Raw genomic sequence first — 23726 nt, 5'->3', positions numbered from 1 at the left:
CTATTCCATGCACTTGGCAACACCAAACTATGTATCATACCCTTATCATCCAATTCCCGAAAATAAGGCCTGTATATCTTATATATTCTATTCTCCCTGCTAAATTACCTGCTTATAGAGAGGGACGGACCTTGGAACAAGTCACATTTTTGATCTCAAACTTACTTGTAACATGCTTCAACACTACATTTTATTAAAATGATTGGTTAAAAATGCAAGCGATTCAGAGGTCCGTCCCTGAAATTTGACTAAAAAGAGGAAATGAAGTATTTTTTATATTTGTATGTTCATGTGTTATCAGACAGGGAGCCTTTCGTGGCCCTTTAGTCAAATAGTGTTGGGGGCTTTTCTTTGATTACATTAATCAAAACTCTACTGGTCAATATTACGATATTATTTTCTTTTACTTATAATGCAAATGTCTTATTTCCATTCAAAGAAAAACAGGATTCTATTTTCAAACATAAAATCACGTATGGGTTGGTTGGATCATTTGGGGCACTTTTGTGCATGTTGTATCCCATCGAAACGCTTGGAGCCACCCATTTTGATTTACGAATGATTGCGATCCTGATTTCAACTATATATGCAGGATTATTATCAGGTTCTATCGTGCTCGGCTGTGTCATCATATTCCGTTATTTAATCGGAGGTCCTTACGTTGCAGTGGGTATCGCCGTTTCAGTATTGGCTCTTGTGATGGGAATGATCTTCCGTAAGATGCTATTAAAGACTCAATACAAATTTCTAGGAAGCACACTTATCTTTCTAATCCACTCAACTTTCTACATTACGATTATTAATGTATATATTCCAATTCTACATTTGCCTTTTTATATTATTTATTTTTCTGTTTTTTATTTTACCTTTCTCTCATTAGTATTCATTATCGAGCACCTGATACGCACGAATAGACAAATTGAAGAAATGGTATATCTTGATAAACTGAATATGGTTGGACAGATGGCGGCTTCGATCGCTCATGAGATCCGTAATCCCCTTGCAACAGTAAGAGGTTTCATACAACACCTAAGCGAGGATTCACAGGATAAGAGGTTAAAGAGGTACTCACCCCTCATCCTCAATGAATTGGATCGAACGAACAAAATTATCACGGACTACCTGAGCGTAGCAAAACCAAGCGGGTTTCAACTGTCAAAGCTTAACATTGAAGATGTCATCGGGGATTGTGTGGATCTGTTAAGACCTTTTGCAGCATACTCCAATACTTCCATCGTTTTTTATAGGACCGGCTCCCATCATATTAAAGGTGATGAGCACCATTTGAAGCAAGCCATCATGAACGTTATTAAAAATGGAATCGAATCCATTGAGAATCAAGGCGAAATTTCAATCTCTCTCAAAGAAGATTCCTACTCTCGCTCTATTCATATCAGCATCTCGGATAACGGAAAGGGAATGACCGGAGATGAGTTAAAGAAGATTGGCTTACCCTTTTATACAACGAAAACCAAAGGGACAGGATTGGGAAGTATGGTGACAAATAAACTTATTCGTGAAATGGGCGGGATGATTGAATATGAAAGTGAATTGAACAAAGGAACTGTTGTAATAATCAAACTTCCGCTTCTTCCTTAATATGAATCTTTGAAAAGAGCTTGGGAGCCCAAGCTCTTTACTTATGGTGTTTTCCCCCCTTCCCTCGAAAACTGTGATAAACTGATTTTATCAGCATTTTCCAATTTTTTTGAAAGAAGGAATCGAACAATGAACAAAAGATTGGCGTTTCTTTTTGTTATGGGAGTAATCGTTGCACTAAGTATTGTTACGATTCTCAACAGACCGACGGAAAAAGATTTTGAAAAGTGGCTCCAGGAAGAGTATATGATCGATTGCAATGAAGATTGTTCCATCATCGAATTGAATAGTGATAGTGGAGATATTACCGAGAGGATTAAGTATACTGATGTAAGAGGTGCCTATTCCCCGGGACTATTCACTTTACGTATAAGCAAACAGTATAAGAGACTCGATGATCCTTTGCACATCATACATATCGACGTGATTGGTTTCAATGGTAGATTTTATCCCCTTCATACTGACGGTGAACTATAAAGGATCGCGGATTTTTGTTTACATAATAAAATTATGGTCATTACATATTGTTTCATATTAAGAAACCCCCGGCGCTCACCTAAGCCGGGGGTTTCAATTGCTTTTCTATTCCAGGAATCTCAATAAATCTCCATACATGATGTCATCTGACATCCTCAGCTCTTTTCTAACCGTTTCCTTAAATGGATCGCAGAGGGAATCATTGACAGACTCCTCGCTCTTTTTATTGTAGCAAACATTATCCTGGAAAATGTATTCATCTGTAATGAAATCCCCATCACGAAAAATAACGGGATGATTTTCATTTCGTGTGAATAGGCTATGACCAAATGAGAGAGCATTCTTTGTGTCTATCCCCAATAAATGCAGGATTGTTGCCCGGATATCAATCTCTCCTCCAATGGTGTCGATCGTCCTTGCCTCTTCTCCTGGAACATGGATGATCAGGGGAACCTGTTGAAGCTTGGCATGATTGACTGGAGTATCCTTCTGACCCAATAGCTCAAATACACCCGGTTCGTATTTCTCGGAAATCCCATAATGATCACCATAAAGGACCACAACCGTATTCTTATACATCCCATTTGCTTTAAGCTTTTCAAACAATGTCTTTATTGCTTCATCCTCGTAACGAACCGTTGTGACATAGCGGTTTACTACATCTTCACTCGTAGAAGCTGTATCAATGAATTGATCATCTTCTTCCAATAGAAAAGGGAAATGATTCGTCAGCGTTATGATACGGGTATAAAAAGGCTGTGGGATCTTCTCAAGATGTGAACTTGTCTGTTGGAAAAAAGGAATGTCCTTTATCCCATAATTGATTGAATTATCTTCTGTGACCGTATAGTCCCTTTTTGAAAAATAGCGATCGTACCCCAGGGACTCATACATCTTTTCACGGTTCCAAAATGTCCGCTCATTTCCATGAAAAACAGCTGCATAGTAATCTTTCTTCCTTTTCAGCATATGTGGAAGGCTGGCGTAGGTATTATCCGGTTTTCTCACAAAAGCTGACCCGCTTGATAATGGGTATAACCCGGTATCAATCATAAACTCGGCATCCGACGTTTTCCCTTGTGCCGTCTGGTCGTAAATATTATTGAAATAAAAACTGTCCTTAATAAGGGAATTCAAAAAGGGTGTGATTTCTTCTCCATTCACTTTTGCATTGATAACGAAGTTCTGGGTGGATTCCATGCTGACTAAGATCAGGTTTTTCCCCTCAGCAACCCCAAATAAGTCAGAAGGGTCTTGCTTGGTTGATTGAGTATACTGCATGGATGCCTTGGTGTCAGATTTGCTAGCAAGTAGATGGGAAAAAGGGTTCGTTGCGGCAATCCCGATGTCATACATATGATAATTATATGGCCCAACGGATTTCACCATTTGTTCCCTATCATAGGACTCGGCAAATAAATAGGGGGATTTCATTAATCCCATTCCAATGGTAAGCACCAATAATGAGAGACTAATTACGATATAGGTCAATTTCCATCTGCGAGGCAAGATGTTAGAAGCCGCCCTGCCCTTCTTCAACAGCCATCCTGCAATAATGATATCAACCAATAAAAGGAGATCCCACGGGCTCATGAGTTCGAACGTGCTGGGTCCGATGCCCCCCACATTCTTAAATTGAAAAAGAATGGGAACCGTTACGAAATCCGAAAAAAATCGAAAGTAAAGAAGATCGCCATACAGGAGACCTGTTGCAATCCCCATAAAAAGTATGACTAGGATCTTCTTAACCCTTTTAAAGAAAAAAAAGCTGAATCCGATTAATATCATTATGGAACCAACCGGATTTAATACTATGAGCAATAAGTCCAGAAAAGTCTCTATGTGGAGGTTGAACCCTATTAATGAGACCAAAATGGTTTTGATCCAAAGGGAAAGCAGGGCAAACCCTACCAGTTTATTTGTCTTAAATCGCGAAAAGAAATCTTTCATCCTACTCATTTCACTACCTTTGTTCCAATCATTCTGTTATGTTCTTCGATGAGCATTGTCATGCCATTCAAAACCTCTCGTTCTTTGTGTTCCCCCATTAGTGCCACCTGCACCCAATTCCTTTTAATCAAATATTCACTTTCATAGCTTAATAAGATGCCCCTACTTTTGCAGGCATCTCCGAATTGTCTACTACACTGTTCCCTATTTAGTGCAATGGTAATCACGCCGGGAGAATAATCTTCATCCCCTAAGATTTGAAACCCTTCATCGGCCAACATCCGTCTTACATTTTTAGAGATTTTTAAGGTCCCATCATAGTCAATCAACTGGAGGGCTTCTTTTAAAGCGATTAGTAGATTTGATGAGTGAGTATAAGGAACACTTCCATTCAATGCATACATGCCCACATCCAGATATCTAGGAATTGAAGCACTTGGATTGATTATTTCACGATGAAAAACGAGGGCGAGTCCCGGATACGATCCTAGTCCCTTTCCGCTTACTGAGGTGGCGAGAAAAACTTTATTAAAGTCGACTGGTACCGTTCCGACTGAACTGCATGCATCAATGCAAAGTTCTACATTATATTTTTGACAGAGTGAAAGAATTTCTCTTATATTATATAAATAACCTGTTGATGTCTCACAATGAACCGTCCACAGCCACTTTATAGCGGGATCACATTGAAGGACGGTTTCGATTTCTTCCACTGTAATATGTTCATTCCACTCCTTTTCGAGCGTATGAAAGGTTAAATCGAACCGTTTACCATGATCCATCAATCTGTTGCCAAATTCTCCGTTTGAAAGAATCAGACCTTTCCCCTGTATCTTTTTCAACTGAGCTGCCACCATATCATTAGATAAGGTGCCCGTTCCCACTGCCACCTGTACATGATTCGCACCCGTCATATCACATAAACTCTCTCTTACAACTTCCATTTCTTGCAGAAAGGGGCTGCTTCTATGAGATGTTGCGTCCCTTTTAAATGCGGCTTCCACTCTTTTATGACGCGGCACTGGCCCTGGCAGAAAAGACCGGGTGGTCAATGCGCCTGTCTTACGGATCATTAAGCGCTGAAACGCTTTTGTCGAATTCTCGAAGCTCTCACGGGTCAGATACATAGGTTGAAATCTTGCTTCCTCTTCTCCCACAAGTTCAGCAAAGGGGAGAAATCCAATCCGCTTATAAAGTTTAAGCTGACGTACCGTGCCGGAAATCAGCGCCATAGTATATCCCTCTTCCAAACAATGGGACACGAGGCGGTTACATAATTGGTAGAAAACCCTTGTACTTCTATACGCTTCCTTAACTGAAAGGAGCCTGACTTCACAGGGGACTGCTTGATCAGGTAAATACTCATCCAAATTGCTCAGCTTTTGATCTAACGAAAAAGGCCGTTCGGACCTTACGGCAATCATCCCGACGACTTCATCATCGGCTTTTGCTATCACATATGTATTCTCATCGTGAAATTTATCCACCAGCATACAAGTATCATTTTCTTCATGCTGAGGGATTTCTTCCACGAACGTTTGATAATTTAACGAATTTATTTGTTGAAATTCATCTTGTTCGCATGCAATTTTATATTGTAGAGTATCATTATTCATTCTCTTACCTCCTATGTTTGGACTGAATGATGAAAGGATCGGTTATGGAACAATAGGACCGTCATAAATAGAGCCCCCAGGCCAGCAGATATAGTGAATGAACCTTCAATCATATAGGCAGTTATCGGGATGGTACCCATTGAAAGAAAACCGGCGTATGTGTATCTCCTAATGATGAGGTATAATCCGCCCATCATAATAGCGAAAACACCGATACTTAATGGGCTCAGAAATAATGCTGAAGCCAAATAGGCTACAACCCCTTTTCCCCCGTGAAATCCGAGTTGAATGGGGAACAGGTGCCCAATCATGATCAATATCGAGCTTATGATCAGATAGCCCTCCCCATCAATCAGTATCGATGTGAAGAATAATGCCAGTATTACTTTGCCTGCGTCTATAAGGAGAGTCAGTAAAAACCCTTTCTTACCTGTGGATCTTCCTGCATTCGTAGCGCCGACATTGCCGGTTCCGATCTTACGAATATCCATGCCAGTGAGAAATTTCACTACATAATAAGCTCCTGTGATACTGCCCAATCCATAAGAAACCAAAACGATTACACTTAAGATCAATAGTTGACTCATCAAACCTGCTCCCTGCTTTATATGTTAATAGACGAATGAAACCAAAGGAAAGTTTCATATATTTACCTTACACCTTTCCGATTCTTCTTTAAAAGATAAAAAGGAGCATAGAGAAGGAGAAATAATAAAAGACTCACCCCTTCGAGTGAAAGGAGATACCAGGGATACTCCCCCAAATAATCGATCGGACCTGCGTTATACGGTTTATGCATTAGAAACATGTAATTTGCCCCGACTACTTTATTTACTGCATAAGCTATGACTGCGATTCCATTCAATGCCATAAATGCTCTGATCAGGGATCTGAAAGACAACTTGTAGCCTTCTATCCACACCATGTACAAACAAGATAGAACAATCGATAAATGGGCCAAAAAAAATTGAAAAAACCGAAAATGTGGAAAGCCAAAAAATAGTTCTGGTGTGACGATGGCAATAAAAGCCCCGGACATACTGGAAAAGAAACTAATTTCAAAAATTCTATAATTGTTACTTATAAGCATAAAGGTACAAAGATACAAAGACAACGAGCATAATTGAAAAGGTAAATTTATCGTTACGTCCCACTGATCATTCAAACCATACCAAACCTGGAAAGACACTTCGCTCAATACGAGTAAAATAATCAGCAGCCATTTCACCCAACTCTTTGCACTACCCTTTAGACGATTTCTAAAGATATATAAGCCCGCCATGCATACTACAGAAACTATAATCGCTGCCAAATGAGAACCGGAAAACGCCTCAAACGGATACTCCTCATACCTGAAATTCAAAACCTCACGAATCAAATCCTCAAATCCCCCCCAACAAACACCCATCTATACTATATTCTCCCAACATGCCTCCATCTCCTTTAAAGGGACGGACCTTGATTTCACCACTTTCTTTCCTGATTTAGAGCCTCTTATACGTCATTCTTTAGGGACGGACCTTTCATCTATTCCCCTACATTCGGGATGGATATTCCATTAACTCTTACTAATCCAAAATCAGGCACAAAAAATCTCCCATTTCGATTATGAAATGGGAGGTGCAAGTTATTGAACCTTCTGCAGTGGAAGAACCTGTTTATTATGAATGAAATCAAGTGCCAGCCGATTAAATTCAGTCGGCCTTTCTACATTGCAAACGTGTCCGCAACCGTCAAGGAATACCTTCATTGCCGAAGGATCTCCTTTTGTATCTTCATCAAGCGAACGGACAAACAGATGATCTTCTTTTCCGGTAATGTACAGTTTCGGGATGTGGGAGGCCCTTTCCTGTACAGAGGCATATGTCGATTTCACAAATGGAGTGAGCTGATACCACCCCAGAAAATCTTTCCGTTTCATTTTCTTTGCTTCCCTAATAAATAACTTCCTCGAAATTCTATGATTTCTTTTGGGCATCATGACGTATGCGAATAATTTATATAACCACATGAATGGAATCATGCCTTTGATAGCATGCCCCGCCTGCAGCAATGTGTTTGAAAGTAAAGTAAAACGAGTAATGCAACCACCAAGAACGGCCGTTTGCACCCGATCTGGAACTTGTTGCATCAGTTCATGAATAACCACTGAACCAAGAGATATCCCGATAAAGTGGGCTTGCTTAATCCCAATTTCATCCAGGACTTTTACGATCTCACGAACAATTAAATTGATTGTGAATGGCTCATTATATGTATCAACCCCTGGTGAATCACCATGACCAGGCAAGTGAACCGTCACTACGTTATAATGATTTTTAAAGGTTTCCATTTGTTTGCAGAAGATACTTGAGGTCCCTCCGATTCCATGAAGGAAAACCACATACTCTTTGCCGACTCCCTGATGTACGATGTATTCTAGCATCCATTTCTCCTTATAAACAGCACAACCTACCAAAAGTTTGGAGTGTATCAGGTGATCAATCAAGCACCGCTTTCCTTCTATTAGAATCTTCTTTATAGGGAACCCGTATTTTTGATTCAATCACATGATAGTCTCAACGCTTTTGAAGCCTTACCTTAATGTATCTTATATTCTATCCTATCCATACGTTCTTTGTCATTTAGAAACAAAAGAAATTCCGAACATTTTGTGATGATAGAAAGGATACTATTTTATTTACTTAAGTCTTTTCGGTCTTCCTCCTGTGGAGGCTGCTCCATCCACCCTCGCTCAACTAAAAGCTTAAGACCATCCGCCCCATATTTCATGATTTCTGACACAAACAGCATGTAATGAACGGCTAAGTCCTTTCTCGTCGTCATGGTGATGGCGTGACATAACGTAGAAAGGCCGACTGAATTAGAGGATGAAATAAAAAACAGCATCAGCTTTTCTGAAAATGGCGCTATAGTGGAAGCTGTCACTTCCATAGAGACAGGATAAGTGGGGAAAGCATCATCTTTTACCAGTACGTGATTGAATGTTGTAATTTGTTTTTCACTGAGTTTTTTCCCTTTTTTTAGATACTCTTTTACCTCCTTGTCTCTGGACGTTTGTATGAAACCCTTCAATAATATGATGCCTATACAATTCCGCTCAATCACAAAAAATAATTCGCTAAGTTCCAATGCATTAAGAGGTCTTGTTTCCCCAAGCCAGGTTTCCAGTAAAGAGGGCTGATGGGCGATATATTCAATGGACTTGGGATAATTTATTTTTGGCGGACGATCATAGATCCCCTTTTCCAACATCAGTTGAAGTGATCGTTTATAAAGGGATAGAGATTTCGTCAGACACTTCTCAAAAAAGTCATACACATCGGAACGGGCAACCGAACCTACTATTGTGGTAAAATGACTGTTTGTGACCTGTCCTCCCCGATAGACAAAGCTGAGAGCAAATATATCCGTGTACAGAGGAGGAGCAGAAGTATTCACGTCTTTATCAGTAAAGCCTGAGGGAATGGGAAATCCCTCTGAAACACATAATTTCTCGATTTCACTCATCGTCTCAACATTTGTGTTCAAGCTGTCTTCAATGAGGGATATAATACTCTCATCTTTTAGATACATAAGAAAGTGAGTATAAAAACAATTCATTGCCGAGCATTTAATATATGTTGTCCACAAAGCGGAGACTTCCGAAGTAGTCAATCTGATGTCCTGATTCTCCATCATACGACTCCTTTTCTTTTTTTTATAGTGTTTTCCTAATGTTGTAAATTATTCTACGATCTTTGGACTTGCGTCTTTCTCCTCAGCTGTCATATTCCATTCATACAATCTTCATATACCCTTTTCATTCCTCTCCATTTCCATTTACATTCATTTTATATCCTTTAGATGAGCTTAAATCAGAAGGGAGAAAATAGAATGAATACACTAGTTAGAAATATTTGTTTATCAGCAGCAATTATAGGGATCGGAGCCGGTACGGTTCAGACTGCCTCTGCGCAATCAGGCCACCCACCAATGAATGACAACAAATTTCTGAACATCGCCCACAGAGGTGGATCAGGTTACGCCCCGGAACACACGCTGCCATCCTATCAATTAGGTGACGAAATGGGCGGGGATTACATAGAACTTGATCTGCAAATGACAAAAGACGGTAAATTGATTGCCATGCATGACGAAACACTCGATCGAACAACCAATGGGACCGGACTAGTTAAGGACTATACGTTGAATCAAATCAAAGAATTGGATGCAGGATCCTGGTTCAATGAAATGTACCCAGAGAAGGCTAAGTCAGAATATAAAGACCTTAAAGTACAGACTCTTGAAGAAGTCCTACAACATTTCGGGAAGGACAAACACTATTATATTGAAACAAAGTCCCCTGAAGTATATCCCGGCATGGAGGAGAAATTACTTAAAACATTGGAAGACTATAATCTGACTAGACAGAACGGCCCTTCCAGCAAAGTGATCATTCAGTCCTTTAGTGAAGCAAGCTTACAAAAAGTTCATGAAATGAATGCAAACATCCCCCTTGTCCAGTTAATTGACTATAAGAAGGATGCAACCATCACAGACGAAGAGCTTGACCATTATGAAGAATATGCCGTTGGTCTTGGAATGAGTTTTAAGAAAATCGATAAAGAATATGTAGATAAAGTGCGTGAGCATGATCTTCTTATCCATCCTTATACTGTCCTCGAAAAAGAAGATATGAAAAGGTTGATTGAGTGGGGAGTGACAGGGATGTTTACTAACTATCCTGATCGGTTAGAAGAAGTGTTAAAAGAAATGAAGAAGAAATAGTCAATAATACAGAAGAGAGCTGCCATGATAGGCAGCTCTCTATATTTATCTTTGCTTATATTCATATTTAACGAATAACGGGAGGAAAAGTGAAATAACAAACGCCATGAGAACTATGAGGCCGAATGTCACCGGTTTCGATAGCCCTTGGGCAGGTGCAATCATTAAACCGAACACTACAGCTGGTACGATAATCAGAAAGGAAACAATGAATTTTGAGACAAAATTGATTGCATGCCTTTTTCCACATTGATTGCACTCAATTGGTTTATATGAAGCCCAAATTGAAAATAATAACTCTTTCCATTGAAATTGATTTTTACATACATTACATTTCTGCAAAACATTGCCCCCTATGTCAAACAACTGCTTTTTCTCTAGTTTACCATTTCCGGCATACGAGTAATAGATGATATTTGAGGTCCGTCCCTAGAAAAGATGTAGATACAAGCAGGGATTTCCATATTTTATCCGAATATTGTACTATAACACTTATTCATGAGGAGTAACTGCGTTGATACAATCATTCAAATTAAACGTTCAAACGTTTGGTCATAAAATGCCCGTTTATATTTTTCAAGTCGATGATGTTCTTGTAGATACAGGACCATATAGTATGAAAAACGAAGTGCGTACTATCTTCAAAGAGCTTCCCATCAAACGGGTCATACACACTCATCACCATGAAGATCATACCGGCAATAGTGCTTGGATAGAACGATTTTATTCGATCCCTCAATGGATTCATCCCCAGGGAGTCGATAAGTGCAATCAAAGTACCAAACTGCCTTTCTACCGGGCCATGTTTTGGCATAACCGGCCACCTTTTCATCCTTTGTCCCTTCAGCAACCTACACTTGAGACCGAACACCATTCGTTTCAAATCGTCCATACACCCGGCCATGCTGAAGATCACATTGTCCTTATCGATGAAGAAAAAGGCATTTGCTTCTCAGGAGATTTGTATTTATTTCATTCTCCCACCTCTAACTTCTCGTTCGAATCGGTGCCGGAACTGATTCGTTCCATAAACAAAGTCCTGATGTATTCCTTCGAAGAGGTGTATTGTTCTCATCAAGGGTACCTGAAGCACGGTAGAAGGCTGCTCGAGAAGAAACGGGATTACCTTCTCCGTCTCCAGGATTCCGTCACAAAAGCGCACCAGGAGGGGAAATCAGCCAAAGAAATACGTAAAGACCTCCTGCCGAAAAACAAGATGTTTCAATACATCTCTTTCTTTGAAAATTCCCCTACACATACCATCAAATCAATCATCAGAGAAATATCCTAAATGAAAGAGGTTGGGACAAAAGTATTTAGTTGAAAGAAAATCCGAACGATCATTCGAAATTCTTTTTTGAAAATCGAAATCGTTCGGATTTTTCATTGGATGTTTACGTAAACATCGTTGCTTGAAGATGCAGTAAGTAGTGGTTGATTTCCGCTACAGGTGCTCGCTTTCCGCCTTCCGCCCGAGGAAAGCGAAGTCTTGCACGGAAATCAAAAGCGGTGTAGCAAGCAATCCTAACTAATTTATGATTGTTCTCCTTTAGAAGAAATGGATTTAGTTATGTCCCAGCCTCTTTCATTTAAACATTTTCGACATGTGGAAGGCTTCGCCTGATATCGATCTTGATGATGATATCCAAGATTCTTGTAGCGATGAATTGACACGTTATGGCGAATAGAATGATTTTCACATCCACTACGATCCCTGTTAACAGTAATACACTGCCGTTTATTGCGAATAACGTCTTTCCCGGTGAGTGTCCTTTCAGCTTTGAAATGATTAGGGCTAAAATGTCCATTCCCCCGGAGGATGCACCCATCCTAAAAAGGACTCCGACCCCGATTCCAAAAAGGATACTTCCAATGAGAAGGTCCACAAATACAAATGAAACCGTACCCCTCAGAAATGGATCTACAGCATCCACCACCCCTGATGTGACTGTTACGCAATACATGGTCCAGAAGGCATTTCCCTTCCCCAGCCACTTCACAGCGGCACCCAATAAACACGCGTTCATCACCCACAAGGTAACCGCAAACGGGATATGCAGTAAATAGTTTAATAACACACTTACACTTGCTGCACCACCGGAAGGGATGAAGTGGGGAAACAAAAACACTGCCATAGCCAAACCTTGTAGGGTTGATGCGAACCCTAAAATAACTACTTTTCTCAACACACCCATATGTACATTGCTCCCGATTCTGTTAAGACTCTATGTCATAGTCTAGTAGCTCTTAGCAGAATCTGCAACACCTATTTATTTGCGGATGCATTGAAACCCCTCACATATGAGGATCCATCTGCTGTACATCATAATACCTGACCCTTCTTATTTGCCACCTTCCGTTCATGCTCTATCAGCCATTTTTTCCGGTTAAGACCTCCCGCATATCCTGCTAGATCACCATTTGCCCTGATCACTCTGTGACAAGGTATGATGATGGCGAGCTGGTTACAACCATTTGCCTTTGCCACTGCACGCACGGCTGTGGGATGATCAATATTTTGGGCGATCTCGGTATATGACCTTGTTTCTCCAATTGGTATTCTCTTAAGCTCCTTCCATACATTCATTTGGAATGAAGATCCACTCATATGCAAAGGAGTATTAAACGCTGACAGGTTCCCATTAAAATAATCGTTCAGTTCCTTTTCTATGGAACGAAGTGGCTCTGATGTGCCCGGGATGATCGCTGACTTTGTTTTATGCCTCAACCTTTCCACTTCCCGTTCCAGCCCCCGCCTGTCAACAAACTCTAATAAAAATAGTGCCTTATCATCAGAAATACCGATCATTGGCCCAAGTTTTGTATCGAGCCAAGCTGCTTTTAAAACAAGAGTGTGCTGATCTAAAGAAGCTGGTGCATACCCCATGATTCTTGAAAAAGCGTCTCTAAATCCACTTGCTGATTCATAACCGGTTACATGTTGGGCGTCAATGACTCTGGCACCAGATCTAATTTCCTTCATGGCCAGCCCCATCCTGCGTGCTCTCGCATATTCAACAAATGTCATACCAAATCTTTTCTTAAATTGGCGCCGGGCAGTGGAAGCATCAACCGATAATTGCTGAAAATCCTTGTCTTTCCAACGTTTCTCCGGATTTTCCTCTACAGCCTCCACTAACATTTTCACCACTTCTGATACACTATTCGGGTGTGATAATGGTCTACATCTCTTACAAGGACGATAAGATGAAAGCAACGCTTGCTCTGCTGTCTGAAAGAATTCACAGTTTTCAAATTTCGGTTTTCTGGCTGGACAAGAAGGGCGGCAAAACACTCCCGTTGTTTTCACTCCGACATAAAATACTCCCTCATAGTCCGTTCTCTTGTCTACCAATGCCATATAATACTCCGTTTGTAATTTAAGCGAAATCATCCTCGAGTCCCCCTATATCCTTCTCATAATCCTATTATACATACATCATAAAACGATGCCGCCGAAAATCAGGCATCAATTTTTTTGAGGGACGGACCTTAGAGTTTTTCACGAAATAAGCAGGAATTCCCCTTGCGATTAGATAATCTATTACTATAACCAATTATGCTTAAATAAGGAGTTTTTCATATGAACCTTTCCCCAGAGCAATGGAAAAAGGCAAAAGATTATATCCGACAGAATGCAAGGCCGCTTGAACAGAAATTATTCAAGTTTCACTTTGAAGGAGGAAGTAAAGAGGAAGCCGTCCATGAGTTATCTTGCTACCAAAATGAAGACGGAGGATTCGGCCAATCAATCGAACCTGACTTTCGCCTGGACAGTTCCTCCCCACTTGCTACCACCATTGGATTACAAAAGGCTAAGGAATTAAAACTCCCCGCCAATCATCCTATCATTCAAGAGGCGATGAGATATTTACAGAACGAATACGATGAAGAAAACGAGGGGTGGAATGCTGTACCCGAAGAGGTCAATTCAGTGCCTCACGCTCCATGGTGGCATTTCGATCCTAAGAGAGGTCATTGCGGCGTCCAAACTACCTGGGCAAATCCGAATGCAGAGATCGTAGGATATTTCCACCGCTTTCAACCGGACCATCCCCGTCTTCAAGAATGGACGGAAAAAGCGGTAAGTGAACTTACTTTATTAATCGAGCCTATCGATATGCATGATTTCCTCTGTTACGAAAGGTTGTTAAATGAAGTGAGTGGGAATACAAAATCCACTTTATTCAAGATCCTATCGACCAATGTACGTAAAACGGTTTGCACGGATCCCGAGAAGTGGAATGAATATGTGGCAAAACCGCTTCAGGTGGCAAGTGAACCTTCATCACCATTTTATAAGATATTGGAGGATGTCATAAACATACAATTGAGTAAGGAGTTAGCATCTCAGCATCATGACGGGTTCTGGCAGCCCACCTGGTCCTGGTTTGGGCACTACGAAGAAACATGGCCTGTTGCGGAAATGGAATGGCGGGGAATTTTGACCATTGAAATGTTAAGAGTCTTCCAGGCATATCATATGATTTCCTTTGAAAGATAGGATTCTTCTATTGTACTCCACAAAAAACTCCGGAAGACAATTGTCTTCCGGAGTTTTTCTACAATCACATAAAATTGTTTTCAAACCATTTCTTCGCTTCATCCACCTCTTCACGACGAAGTTCATGCCCTCCATCTGTCCAAAACTCAGTAACATCTGAGTGTGCCTTTTTCAGGTTTTCCACAAGTTCCTTTGTTTCATTCATGGGTATAAGGGAATCGCGCTTACCGGCACCAATAAAGACTCGGGTACCAGATAAATCCGGCAATTCGATCCCGCGTCTTGGTACCATGGCATGAAACAGGATACCAGCTTTTAATGAGTCTTTTATATGGTACATCATGCTTGCCGCTATGTTTGCTCCATTTGAATAGCCCAGGGCAACGACACGATCACGGTCAAATTCATAGTCATTCGCGCTTTCATCAATGAATCGTTTCAATTCATTCGTACGGAAAATTAAATCCTCTTCATCAAAGACCCCTTCCTGTAAGCGGGCAAAAAACCGGGCCATTCCATTTTCATCCACGTTCCCTTTCACACTTAGGACGGATGCTTCAGGTGCAATCATCTCGGCAAGGGGAAGTAAATCGCGTTCATCTCCCCCTGTCCCATGCAGCAACAAAAGTGTAGGGAGTTCTTTGTTTCCTTGCTTAAAGATATGTTTCAAGAAATTGTCCTCCTTATTCTTTCGTATCCAATGGTTTTAATTTCGATTCAATGGATTCTCTTTGGGCTTCGAAATATGGTGGAAGTGATAAATTTTGTCCTAAAGTATCGAAGTCTTCATCAGTTTCAAAGCCCGGACCATCTGTTGCTAGTTCGAATAGAATCCCATTTGGTTCACGGAAATAAAGGGAACGGAAATAGTAACGCTCCACAAAACCTGAATTCGGCAGGCGGTTTTCTGTAATCCACTCTATCCATTTTTGCAACTCAGTTTCGTCTTCCACCCTGAATGCCACGTGGTGGACACTTCCCCTTCCCGGTCTTTCCTGGGGGATATCATTTCTTTCTTCAAGATACACTTCTCCACCGGTTCCGCCTTCACCTGTTTCAAATACCCTGATATCTGCCTGGCCCTCTATATCCGAAGGAAAGCTTCCGGTCTCTTTAAAGCCTAAAACATCTTTCAGTACAGCCGCCGTGCTCTCCCCACGTGCGACGGTTAATGTGATAGGACCTAAACCGACAACCCCATATTCAACTGGAACCGGACTCTTATCCCAGGGCTTCCCACCGGGTATTCCTTCATTCTTTTCATCAGATACCAGCATAAGCCGCTGACCTTCGAAATCACGGAAACTTAAAGTAGACCGGCCGGTGTGATGAGAAATATTGTCATGATCGACGCCCAGCTCTTCAAAACGCTGTTTCCAATAGGACAATGACTCATCTGTGTTCACTCTTAGAGCCGTCAATGAAATACTATTCGTGCCTTTATACGTATTTCCTGCATGTGGAATCTCAAAGAATGTAAGGTCCGTCCCTGGATTTCCTCTTTCATCCGCATAGAAGAGATGATATACAGAGGTGTCGTCTTGGTTTATGGACTTCTTCACTAGTCTTAATCCCAGGGTTTTCGTATAGAATTCATAATTTTTCTTTGCATTTGCTGTTATGGCAGAAACGTGATGCTGCCCTTTTAATGGTTTTAGGTTCATCTTTTTTCACTCCTTAAGAGATAGTATTACCTTATAGATGTATCATACACGATATTTATCTTCAATTCAAGATATTTCATTTCAGAGCTTTTATTACTTCATATTATTTTGAAAGGGAACGAACTGGAAATAAAAAAAAGCATCCATACACGCTGTTAGGATGCTTTTAATCTGTTTGATTATGCTTCATTGTTTTTGATTGTTAAAGCTTGAGACAATGTTGATGTAATAGTGAGGTTTTCGAAGTTTAATCCAAGTTGAACCGCCGTTTGAGCAATTTCAGGTCGCAGTCCGGAAAGAATTGGTTTGACCCCAATCAATTGAAGTGCATCGATCAGCTGAAAAATTTGATGGGCTACCATCGTATCAATTAATACGACACCTGATAAATCGATGAACAATTGAGAAACTTCCATCTTCACGCATTGTTCCAAGGCATTTTCTAAGATCAGTTCCGCCCTTGAAGGGTCGATGTTACCTACAAGAGGCAACAGAGCCGTATGTGAATTCAAAGAGATGAGGGGGGAGCTTAGTTCATTTATGATTTCCTGCTGATTCTGGAGCTGCTGTTCCACAACTTCAGACTGTAACTCCACAAAACGCATCATGACCCGGTCAAATGCTTCTATTATGACTTTGCTCCATAAATTGAATTGGTCAAATATGCCCTCATCCAAATGAGAATCGGCATATTCTTTTATGAAGTCCAAGTATTGATTTCTCACCCTCATAAATTCCTTGAGGATATAATGGGTGGGCGTATCTAAATGTTCCTTATCATTCGCCAGGTTTAACACCCATTCGTCAATATTCTTACTAAACGTTTCTCTATCTTCCGCAAATACGTTACAGAGGATTCCGTGGAAATCAAAGTTTTGCTTTTTCAAAGCTTCAATTACTTTTGGATCGGTGGAAGAGTATACCCCCCTAGTTCTATTTTTATCTAATGTATCATACCATTCATCTGTCAATTGACGAGCCTTGCTCAATAAAAATGTATGTACTTCTTTGTTTCTATGCATGTATGATTCCTCCTATAATATCCATCAAAATGTTCCGTTTCCTCATCCCTAGCTGACGTTATGAGTAGTCGGGAAATCATACTCCAAGTGAAATTTTTCAAAACTAACTTATATCTCCTTCTAATATATAACACATTCATGTAACAATGTCATTTTAGAGGATATCCCGGAAATAAATACATGGTTACAGGGCAAGAAAGCGACTCAATTTTCGGGAAAACATTAAAGTGTGAATAGTGGATATTTTCAAATAATATTACACTATTTTGTAAATACCCTCTACAATTCACAATATAAAGTGTATAATGGGGGTATTAGCAGAGAAACAGACAGCAAGGGTATGTCTCGATATACTATTTTGATGTATAGGGATCTCCTATTAGAAACCAACCTCTAATCTTAAAATGATGTCGTATTCTTACTACTTAGTCATATGTCAAAATAGTTGGGAGCTGATGAGAGAATGAATAACAAGCTGACAAGAAAGTGTATCGAAACACTTGCTATCCAAAGTGCCTATTATTTTTGCGAGACAATAAGTCTTAAGCCCAGTTTACTTAATCTAACGATGATCACAGGATTTTCCGAAGAAAAGATACTCGAAATACTTGAAACAAAGTTTAGTAATCAAAGTGTTAAAGCAGAAGATCACTCTTTTTAACTCTGTGTTTCCCCTTTATTACTCTACAAGCCGATTTTCCTTCATCCCTTTTCGTTATGTTCAGCCATTTCCAATATATCCGTTAATAGTGCACCATTGCCCAAACTTACAGGCAGGTTAAGAAAGTAATAAATAGAAAAAGGCAACTCCGCATTATGGAAGTTGCCTTTATAATTGGAGAATTATAATACATTAAAATATCTTGCTTCCGGATGAGCGAAGACCATCGCTGTTACCGATGCTTCAGGTTCCATCATGCATCCGTCTGTTAGTTGGATCCCGATTTTTTCAGGTTCGATAAGCTTAAAAAGCTTCTTCTGATCCTCAAGTTCGGGACACGCGGGGTACCCAAATGAAAAACGTTGGCCTTGATAGTGGGTTCGGAACCTATCCTGCATCGTAAAGTCTACGGGATCCGGAAAGCCCCACCTGCTTCTCATCATTTCATGGACTCTTTCAGCCAGTCCTTCTGCTGTTTCCAAGGCAATAGCCTGCAATGCGTGACTTTCCAGGAAACTTCCTTCTTCTTTTAACTCCTTTGCCCACTGCCTGATTTTCACACCGGCCGTTACGGCGAAGAATCCGACGTAATCCATTTCCCCACTTTCAACCGATTTCAAGTAATCCGCTAAACAAAGATGCTGATTCCCTAATTGTCTCGGAAAGCGAAATCGTTCCACTTCTGTTGATGAATCTTCCGGGTGATAAATAACAACATCATCACCATCGGACTGGGCAGGAAAGAATTGATATCGTGCAGATGCATGGATCATTCCTTGCCTTTTTGCCTTTTGGTACAACTCATCCGTCACCGCTTTCAGGCGGATGGTTCGTTCGTCCCCTTCTTCCAGCAATCTTGAGATTTTCCCTTTAATCCCCAAGTGATGACCAAGAAGCATTTGCTGATTGATGTAGGGGTGGATTTGATCCAGTGAAAATTCATTTATGGTATGAGGTTTCAAGTCTGGTGGAACATAAACCTTAACATCCTTTGAGACGGCGGAACGTGCTTTCACTGCAACGGCAGATGTCTTTCGACTAGACGATTCTTCATGTAATAGGTGTGTGCTTCGTTTCTCCCGGTATTCCTCTTCCAGTTGCAGTCTTGTTTCTTCATGCTGAAGTCCATTCATGATACTCAATCCATCCATTGCATCCTTCGCATAAAGGACCAGACCATCGTATTCCTTGCCGATTTTGTTTGTAGTGAACTTTCTGGTGAGTGCTGCTCCCCCAACTACAAGAGGAACCGAAATATCAGACTGCTTTAAATCTTGAGCCGTGATGACCATTTGTTGAGCAGACTTCACCAGGAGACCGGATAAACCTACGATGTCAGGCTTTTCTTCCCGTATGACCCCAATCAGTTCTTGTGGAGTTACTTTAATGCCTAAATCAATCACTTCATACCCATTATTAGTGAGGATGATATCAACAAGATTTTTACCGATATCATGAACATCCCCCTTAACCGTAGCTAAAATTACTTTGCCCTTGGAAGAGGAACTTTCCGTTTGTTCCATATATGGTTCCAGATGAGCGACGGACGCTTTCATGACCTCGGCACTCTGTAATACCTCGGCAACAATCAGCTGGTTATCATTAAATAATCTTCCAACTTCGCTCATTCCTGCCATAAGGGGACCATTGATGATATCAAGGGGAGCGTTATATTTTTCCAAAGCAAGAGTTAAATCGGCTATCAACCCTTCCTTCGTCCCTTCTACTACATAATGAGACAATCGTTCTTCTAAGGTCATTGTATTTACAGGAGCCTTTACTTCTTTCTTTTTCCCCCTATAAAATGCTGTGAATTCAGCAAGGGTTTCATCCGTCGTCTCAAATAAGAGTTTCTCAGCCATTCGGACTTCTTCTTGAGGAATAGAGGCAAAGCGCTCTAGCTTTTCCGTGTTGACTATGGCATAGTCGAGGCCAGCCTTTGTACAGTGATAAAGATACACAGCATTGAGGACTTCCCTTCCGACAGGGGGCAGCCCGAATGAAACATTGCTGACCCCAAGTATATGAGGGCAATCAGGCAAGGCTTCTTTAATCTTCTTAATCCCTTCCACGGTGCTATTGGCTGATCCTATATATTGCTGATCCCCCGTACCGACAGGGAATACGAGAGGGTCAAAGATGATGTCTTCAGAAGCTATCCCATATTTCTCTGTTAACAGTCTATGGGAACGAAGGGCAATGTCAACCTTTCGTTCTACTGATACACCCATGCCCTTTTCATCAATCGTCCCGACCACCACTGCCGCTCCGAAGGCATTCATCAGTTTAGCGACCTTCGCAAATCTCTCTTCTCCGTCTTCGAGATTAATTGAGTTAATGATCACTTTCCCTTGAGAAAATTTCAAAGCGGCCTCAAGCACCTTCTCATCCGTTGAATCGATGACAAGTGGAACTTTTACTTTCTTCACAACTTCCTGAATAAAAACATTCATGTCCTCTACTTCTTCACGATCGGGGTCGGCAAGGCAGATATCGATTACCTGAGCCCCATTTTTCACCTGCGCCCTGGCAATCTCTGACGCTTCCTCTATCTTATTCTCTGCAATCAATCGTTTGAATTTTCTTGAACCGATGACATTCGTCCGTTCTCCGACCAGAATCGGTCTTCTGTCTTCATCCTCATAGACGAAAGCTTCAATTCCAGACACCGCATGGGGATGAGATTCTTTCGGTGTACGGGGCGGGAATCCCTTCACGACATCTGAAAGGGCGCGAATATGTTCCGGTGTTGTACCACAGCACCCTCCTACAAGATTCAGCCAACCTTTCTCCGCGAAACCTTTCATCTTTACACTGAGGGAATCTGCTGTTTCATTATAATTCCCTTCTTCATCAGGGAGTCCGGCATTCGGGTAACAGCTTACATAGGTAGTGGCTAAACCCGATAACGAACGGATGTGGTCACGCATAAATTCAGGCCCCGTTGCACAGTTCAGACCAACGACCAAAGGGTTTAAATGTTCAAGGGATAGATAAAATGATTCGATTGATTGCCCGGCCAGTGTAGTGCCCATAGGTTCAATGGTTCCGGATAATAAAATCGGGATTTCTTTTCCTCTGGATTCGAAAGCCGTTCGAATTCCGAGGTTCGCTGCTTTTACGTTTAAAGCATCCTGACTTGTTTCAAGTAAGAGCACATCAGCCCCTCCATCGAGAAGGCCTTCTGCTTGAACACGGTAGTTGTCTGCCAGTTCATCAAAGCTTACTCCTCCTGTTACGGATAACGTTTTAGTAGTTGGACCAAGCGATCCCGCAACGAACCTTGGCCACTCGTGAGTTGAGACATCATCTACTGCTTTTCTGGCGATTTCAGCTGCTACTTTGTTGATTTCGTATGCTTTATAGCCTAAATCATATTCGTCGAGTACGATGGGGGTTGCGCCAAAGGTATTCGTTTCAATCATATCAGCCCCTGCTTTCAAATATTCCATATGGATCTCATAGATTACCTCCGGCGCTGTCAAGACAAGATTTTCATTACATCCTTCAAGTTCTTCCCCTCCGAAATCCTCCGGGGATAAATTTGCTTGTTGAAGCATCGTCCCCATTGCTCCATCAAGTACGAGTATTTTTTTTCTAAGCTGTTCTTCAAACAATGTGATGGCCATAGGGAACCTCTCTTTCAGTGTTGGTTTTCTCTTGAATATGATGAATCAGTTCAATGCTCATATCATATCGTACAAAAGGTGTGATGAGATAAATGCCATTAAATAGTTCTAATGCTGTATCCAGCAAATCTTTGGCTATCTCCATTCCGACTGTTCTAGCAATGACAGGATCACTTCCAGCTTCCTTCATTCTTTGCCTCGTTTCTTCCGGTACATTGATACCAGGCACTTCATGGTGGAGAAATTCTGCATTTCTTGAGCTGATCAACGGCATGATTCCGATGAAAACCGGAACATCCAGATGCTTTGTCGCTTCATGGATTTGTATCAGCTGTTCATTCCCAAAGATCGGTTGAGAAATGAAATAGTCGGCACCGGCTTTCTTTTTCTTTTCAAGCCTTTTTACAGAAGCGTCTAAATGACGGAAGTTCGGATTAAAGGCTGCCCCAACTGAAAATTGAGTGCGTTCCCGGAGTGATTTACCGGAAAACGATATTCCCTCATTATTCTGTTTAATGAGTTCAATAAGTTCCAGGGAAGAAAGATCATAAACGGATGCAGCACCTGGAAAATCCCCGATCTTTGCAGGGTCACCCGTTATCGCTAATAGATTGTGTATCCCTAATGTGTGCAAGCCCATTAAATGGGATTGAAGTCCAATCAGGTTTCGGTCACGGCAAGTGATATGAACGAGTGGTGTAAGATCGTATTTCGACTTGACCAGACTCCCGATCGCGTCATTGCTAATACGCGGCGTTGCCAGCGGGTTGTCAGCAAGGGTGAGTGCGTCAATGCCTGTTTCCTTAAGTGCCGACGCCCCTTGGAAGAACAATTTCGTGTCGAGATGCTTCGGTGGATCGAGTTCAACGATAATGGTTTTCTTTTCTCTTACTTGCTCATGCAGCAAGCTTCCCCTGATGGATGGTGAAGATAACTGAACTACTTTTTTCTTTTTTACTTCTTTTTCTTTCACCGGCTCCCGGCTTTTCAACCTTGAAGCTACAGAACGAATGTGATCGGGTGTGGTTCCACAACAACCCCCAATGATTCTCGCACCCTGGATCCGCAATTCATTGCTCATATCCCCAAAGTAATCAGGCTCAGCAGAGTAATAGAATCGACCTTCTTCATAGTTAGGGAGACTCGCATTTGGAAAGACGGATAGAAATGCCCTTTTCGGCAAGGGAACTTCCTCTAATGAATTCACCATGTGAAATGGCCCCATCCGGCAATTGATGCCGACAACATCGGCCCCCAATAACTCCAATTGTTGAAGAGCGTCTTTGATTTCCATTCCATTTTGAAGGACTCCCGTTTCATGCAGGGAAACTTGAGCAATGAGGGGAATATCCGCTTCTCGTTTAGCGATGCTAAGAACGGTGGTCAGTTCCTCGAAATCATAATAGGTTTCCAGAAGAATGCCATCAACCCCCTCTAATAATAAGCAGTAAAGCTGTTCCCGGAAGCTTCTTTTAATCTCTTCCAGAGACACATTTTGTTTTATCCCCCTGATTCCCCCGATGGTTCCAAGGATATAGGTGTTTTCTCCAGCTGCTTTTCTTGCCAGACGAACAGCAGCTGTATTGATTTCCTTAACCGAATCCTCGAGTCCGTATCTTGAAAGCTTTTGATAATTGGCCCCATACGTATTGGTCTGAATGATATCTGCTCCTGCATCGATATACTCTTTATGGACTTTCAACACTTCATTTGGGTGAGAAAGATTCAGTTCTTCAAAGCATCTGTCCACTCCATAGGAATATAACAATGTTCCAATTGCTCCATCTGCAATCAAGATTCTCTCTTTTAATGCTTCCGGCAACGGTTTCATGAC

19 protein-coding genes are annotated in these 23726 nt (G+C 41.3%); 5 read left to right on the top strand and 14 right to left on the bottom strand.

The features are described from left to right. Positions 1 to 351 precede the first annotated feature (351 nt). Positions 352 to 1599 (top strand): ATP-binding protein, encoded by a 1248-nt coding sequence (locus tag AC0VXY_RS10275; protein WP_475527691.1) that lies wholly within the window; start codon positions 352 to 354, stop codon positions 1597 to 1599. 129 nt (positions 1600 to 1728) lie between these two features. Continuing rightward, a complete protein-coding gene (locus tag AC0VXY_RS10270) occupies positions 1729 to 2076 on the top strand; it encodes a hypothetical protein (RefSeq protein WP_475527690.1) in 348 nt (115 codons plus the stop codon). Positions 2077 to 2181: 105 nt separating this feature from the next. On the opposite strand, the gene AC0VXY_RS10265 is transcribed toward AC0VXY_RS10270, so the two are convergent. The 6 genes from AC0VXY_RS10265 to AC0VXY_RS10240 all read right to left on the bottom strand — a co-directional run bounded on the left by AC0VXY_RS10265 (position 2182) and on the right by AC0VXY_RS10240 (position 9320). Beyond that, entirely contained in the window at positions 2182 to 4035 is a 1854-nt protein-coding gene (locus AC0VXY_RS10265) for an LTA synthase family protein (protein ID WP_475527689.1), read from the bottom strand. After that, positions 4032 to 5642: an aminotransferase class V-fold PLP-dependent enzyme gene (locus AC0VXY_RS10260; protein ID WP_475527688.1), complete on the bottom strand. Its 1611-nt coding sequence runs from the start codon at positions 5640 to 5642 to the stop codon at positions 4032 to 4034. Before AC0VXY_RS10260 ends, AC0VXY_RS10265 begins: the two co-directional genes overlap by 4 nt. Before the next feature lie 11 nt (positions 5643 to 5653). Next, complete coding sequence (locus AC0VXY_RS10255; RefSeq protein ID WP_435991024.1) at positions 5654 to 6229, bottom strand: glycerol-3-phosphate acyltransferase; 576 nt, start codon at positions 6227 to 6229, stop codon at positions 5654 to 5656. Between the two features lie 62 nt (positions 6230 to 6291). Beyond that, positions 6292 to 7050, bottom strand: a complete 759-nt coding sequence (locus AC0VXY_RS10250) for a YwaF family protein (protein ID WP_475527687.1) — start codon at positions 7048 to 7050, stop codon at positions 6292 to 6294. A 219-nt stretch (positions 7051 to 7269) separates the two neighbouring features. Continuing rightward, the gene (locus tag AC0VXY_RS10245) at positions 7270 to 8067 is read right to left on the bottom strand and encodes an alpha/beta fold hydrolase (RefSeq protein ID WP_435991028.1); all 798 of its coding nucleotides are present in this window, start codon (positions 8065 to 8067) and stop codon (positions 7270 to 7272) included. A gap of 251 nt (positions 8068 to 8318) precedes the next feature. Beyond that, the gene (locus AC0VXY_RS10240; protein ID WP_475527848.1) at positions 8319 to 9320 is read right to left on the bottom strand and encodes a DUF3231 family protein; all 1002 of its coding nucleotides are present in this window, start codon (positions 9318 to 9320) and stop codon (positions 8319 to 8321) included. A gap of 198 nt (positions 9321 to 9518) precedes the next feature. Between AC0VXY_RS10240 and AC0VXY_RS10235 the strand changes: the two genes are divergently transcribed. Continuing rightward, positions 9519 to 10412 carry a glycerophosphodiester phosphodiesterase gene (locus AC0VXY_RS10235; RefSeq protein WP_475527686.1) on the top strand — a complete coding sequence of 298 codons (894 nt, stop codon included), beginning with the start codon at positions 9519 to 9521 and terminating at the stop codon, positions 10410 to 10412. 45 nt (positions 10413 to 10457) lie between these two features. Here the strand turns inward: AC0VXY_RS10235 and AC0VXY_RS10230 are convergent, their stop codons facing one another. Next, on the bottom strand, positions 10458 to 10754 hold the full coding sequence (locus tag AC0VXY_RS10230) for a TIGR04104 family putative zinc finger protein (RefSeq protein ID WP_475527685.1): 297 nt from the start codon (positions 10752 to 10754) through the stop codon (positions 10458 to 10460). Between the two features lie 172 nt (positions 10755 to 10926). Here AC0VXY_RS10230 and AC0VXY_RS10225 point away from each other — a divergent pair, with 172 nt between their 5' ends. Next, positions 10927 to 11703 carry an MBL fold metallo-hydrolase gene (locus AC0VXY_RS10225; protein ID WP_475527684.1) on the top strand — a complete coding sequence of 259 codons (777 nt, stop codon included), beginning with the start codon at positions 10927 to 10929 and terminating at the stop codon, positions 11701 to 11703. A 298-nt stretch (positions 11704 to 12001) separates the two neighbouring features. Here AC0VXY_RS10225 and AC0VXY_RS10220 read toward each other — a convergent pair whose 3' ends face one another. Continuing rightward, complete coding sequence (locus tag AC0VXY_RS10220; protein ID WP_475527683.1) at positions 12002 to 12607, bottom strand: YitT family protein; 606 nt, start codon at positions 12605 to 12607, stop codon at positions 12002 to 12004. A gap of 128 nt (positions 12608 to 12735) precedes the next feature. Further along, positions 12736 to 13806 (bottom strand): bifunctional transcriptional activator/DNA repair enzyme AdaA, encoded by a 1071-nt coding sequence (locus AC0VXY_RS10215; RefSeq protein WP_475527682.1) that lies wholly within the window; start codon positions 13804 to 13806, stop codon positions 12736 to 12738. 189 nt (positions 13807 to 13995) lie between these two features. On the opposite strand from AC0VXY_RS10215, the gene AC0VXY_RS10210 reads away from it, so the two are divergent. Beyond that, complete coding sequence (locus AC0VXY_RS10210; RefSeq protein ID WP_475527681.1) at positions 13996 to 14916, top strand: hypothetical protein; 921 nt, start codon at positions 13996 to 13998, stop codon at positions 14914 to 14916. Between the two features lie 64 nt (positions 14917 to 14980). On the opposite strand, the gene AC0VXY_RS10205 is transcribed toward AC0VXY_RS10210, so the two are convergent. The 5 genes from AC0VXY_RS10205 to AC0VXY_RS10185 form a co-directional block, all read right to left on the bottom strand. Then, positions 14981 to 15586, bottom strand: a complete 606-nt coding sequence (locus AC0VXY_RS10205; protein WP_435991044.1) for an alpha/beta hydrolase — start codon at positions 15584 to 15586, stop codon at positions 14981 to 14983. Between the two features lie 13 nt (positions 15587 to 15599). Continuing rightward, complete coding sequence (locus AC0VXY_RS10200) at positions 15600 to 16580, bottom strand: ring-cleaving dioxygenase (RefSeq protein WP_475527680.1); 981 nt, start codon at positions 16578 to 16580, stop codon at positions 15600 to 15602. 179 nt (positions 16581 to 16759) lie between these two features. Beyond that, a complete protein-coding gene (locus tag AC0VXY_RS10195; protein WP_435991048.1) occupies positions 16760 to 17602 on the bottom strand; it encodes an STAS domain-containing protein in 843 nt (280 codons plus the stop codon). 843 nt (positions 17603 to 18445) lie between these two features. Continuing rightward, positions 18446 to 21892 (bottom strand): methionine synthase, encoded by a 3447-nt coding sequence (gene metH, locus AC0VXY_RS10190; RefSeq protein WP_475527679.1) that lies wholly within the window; start codon positions 21890 to 21892, stop codon positions 18446 to 18448. After that, positions 21873 to 23723 carry a bifunctional homocysteine S-methyltransferase/methylenetetrahydrofolate reductase gene (locus AC0VXY_RS10185; RefSeq protein ID WP_475527678.1) on the bottom strand — a complete coding sequence of 617 codons (1851 nt, stop codon included), beginning with the start codon at positions 23721 to 23723 and terminating at the stop codon, positions 21873 to 21875. The genes metH and AC0VXY_RS10185 overlap by 20 nt, the downstream gene beginning before the upstream one ends. Positions 23724 to 23726: the final 3 nt, after the last annotated feature.

This window comes from Rossellomorea sp. QJM3NY_18 (genome assembly GCF_056173145.1).
This window is presented reverse-complemented; position numbering and strand designations above follow the sequence as displayed.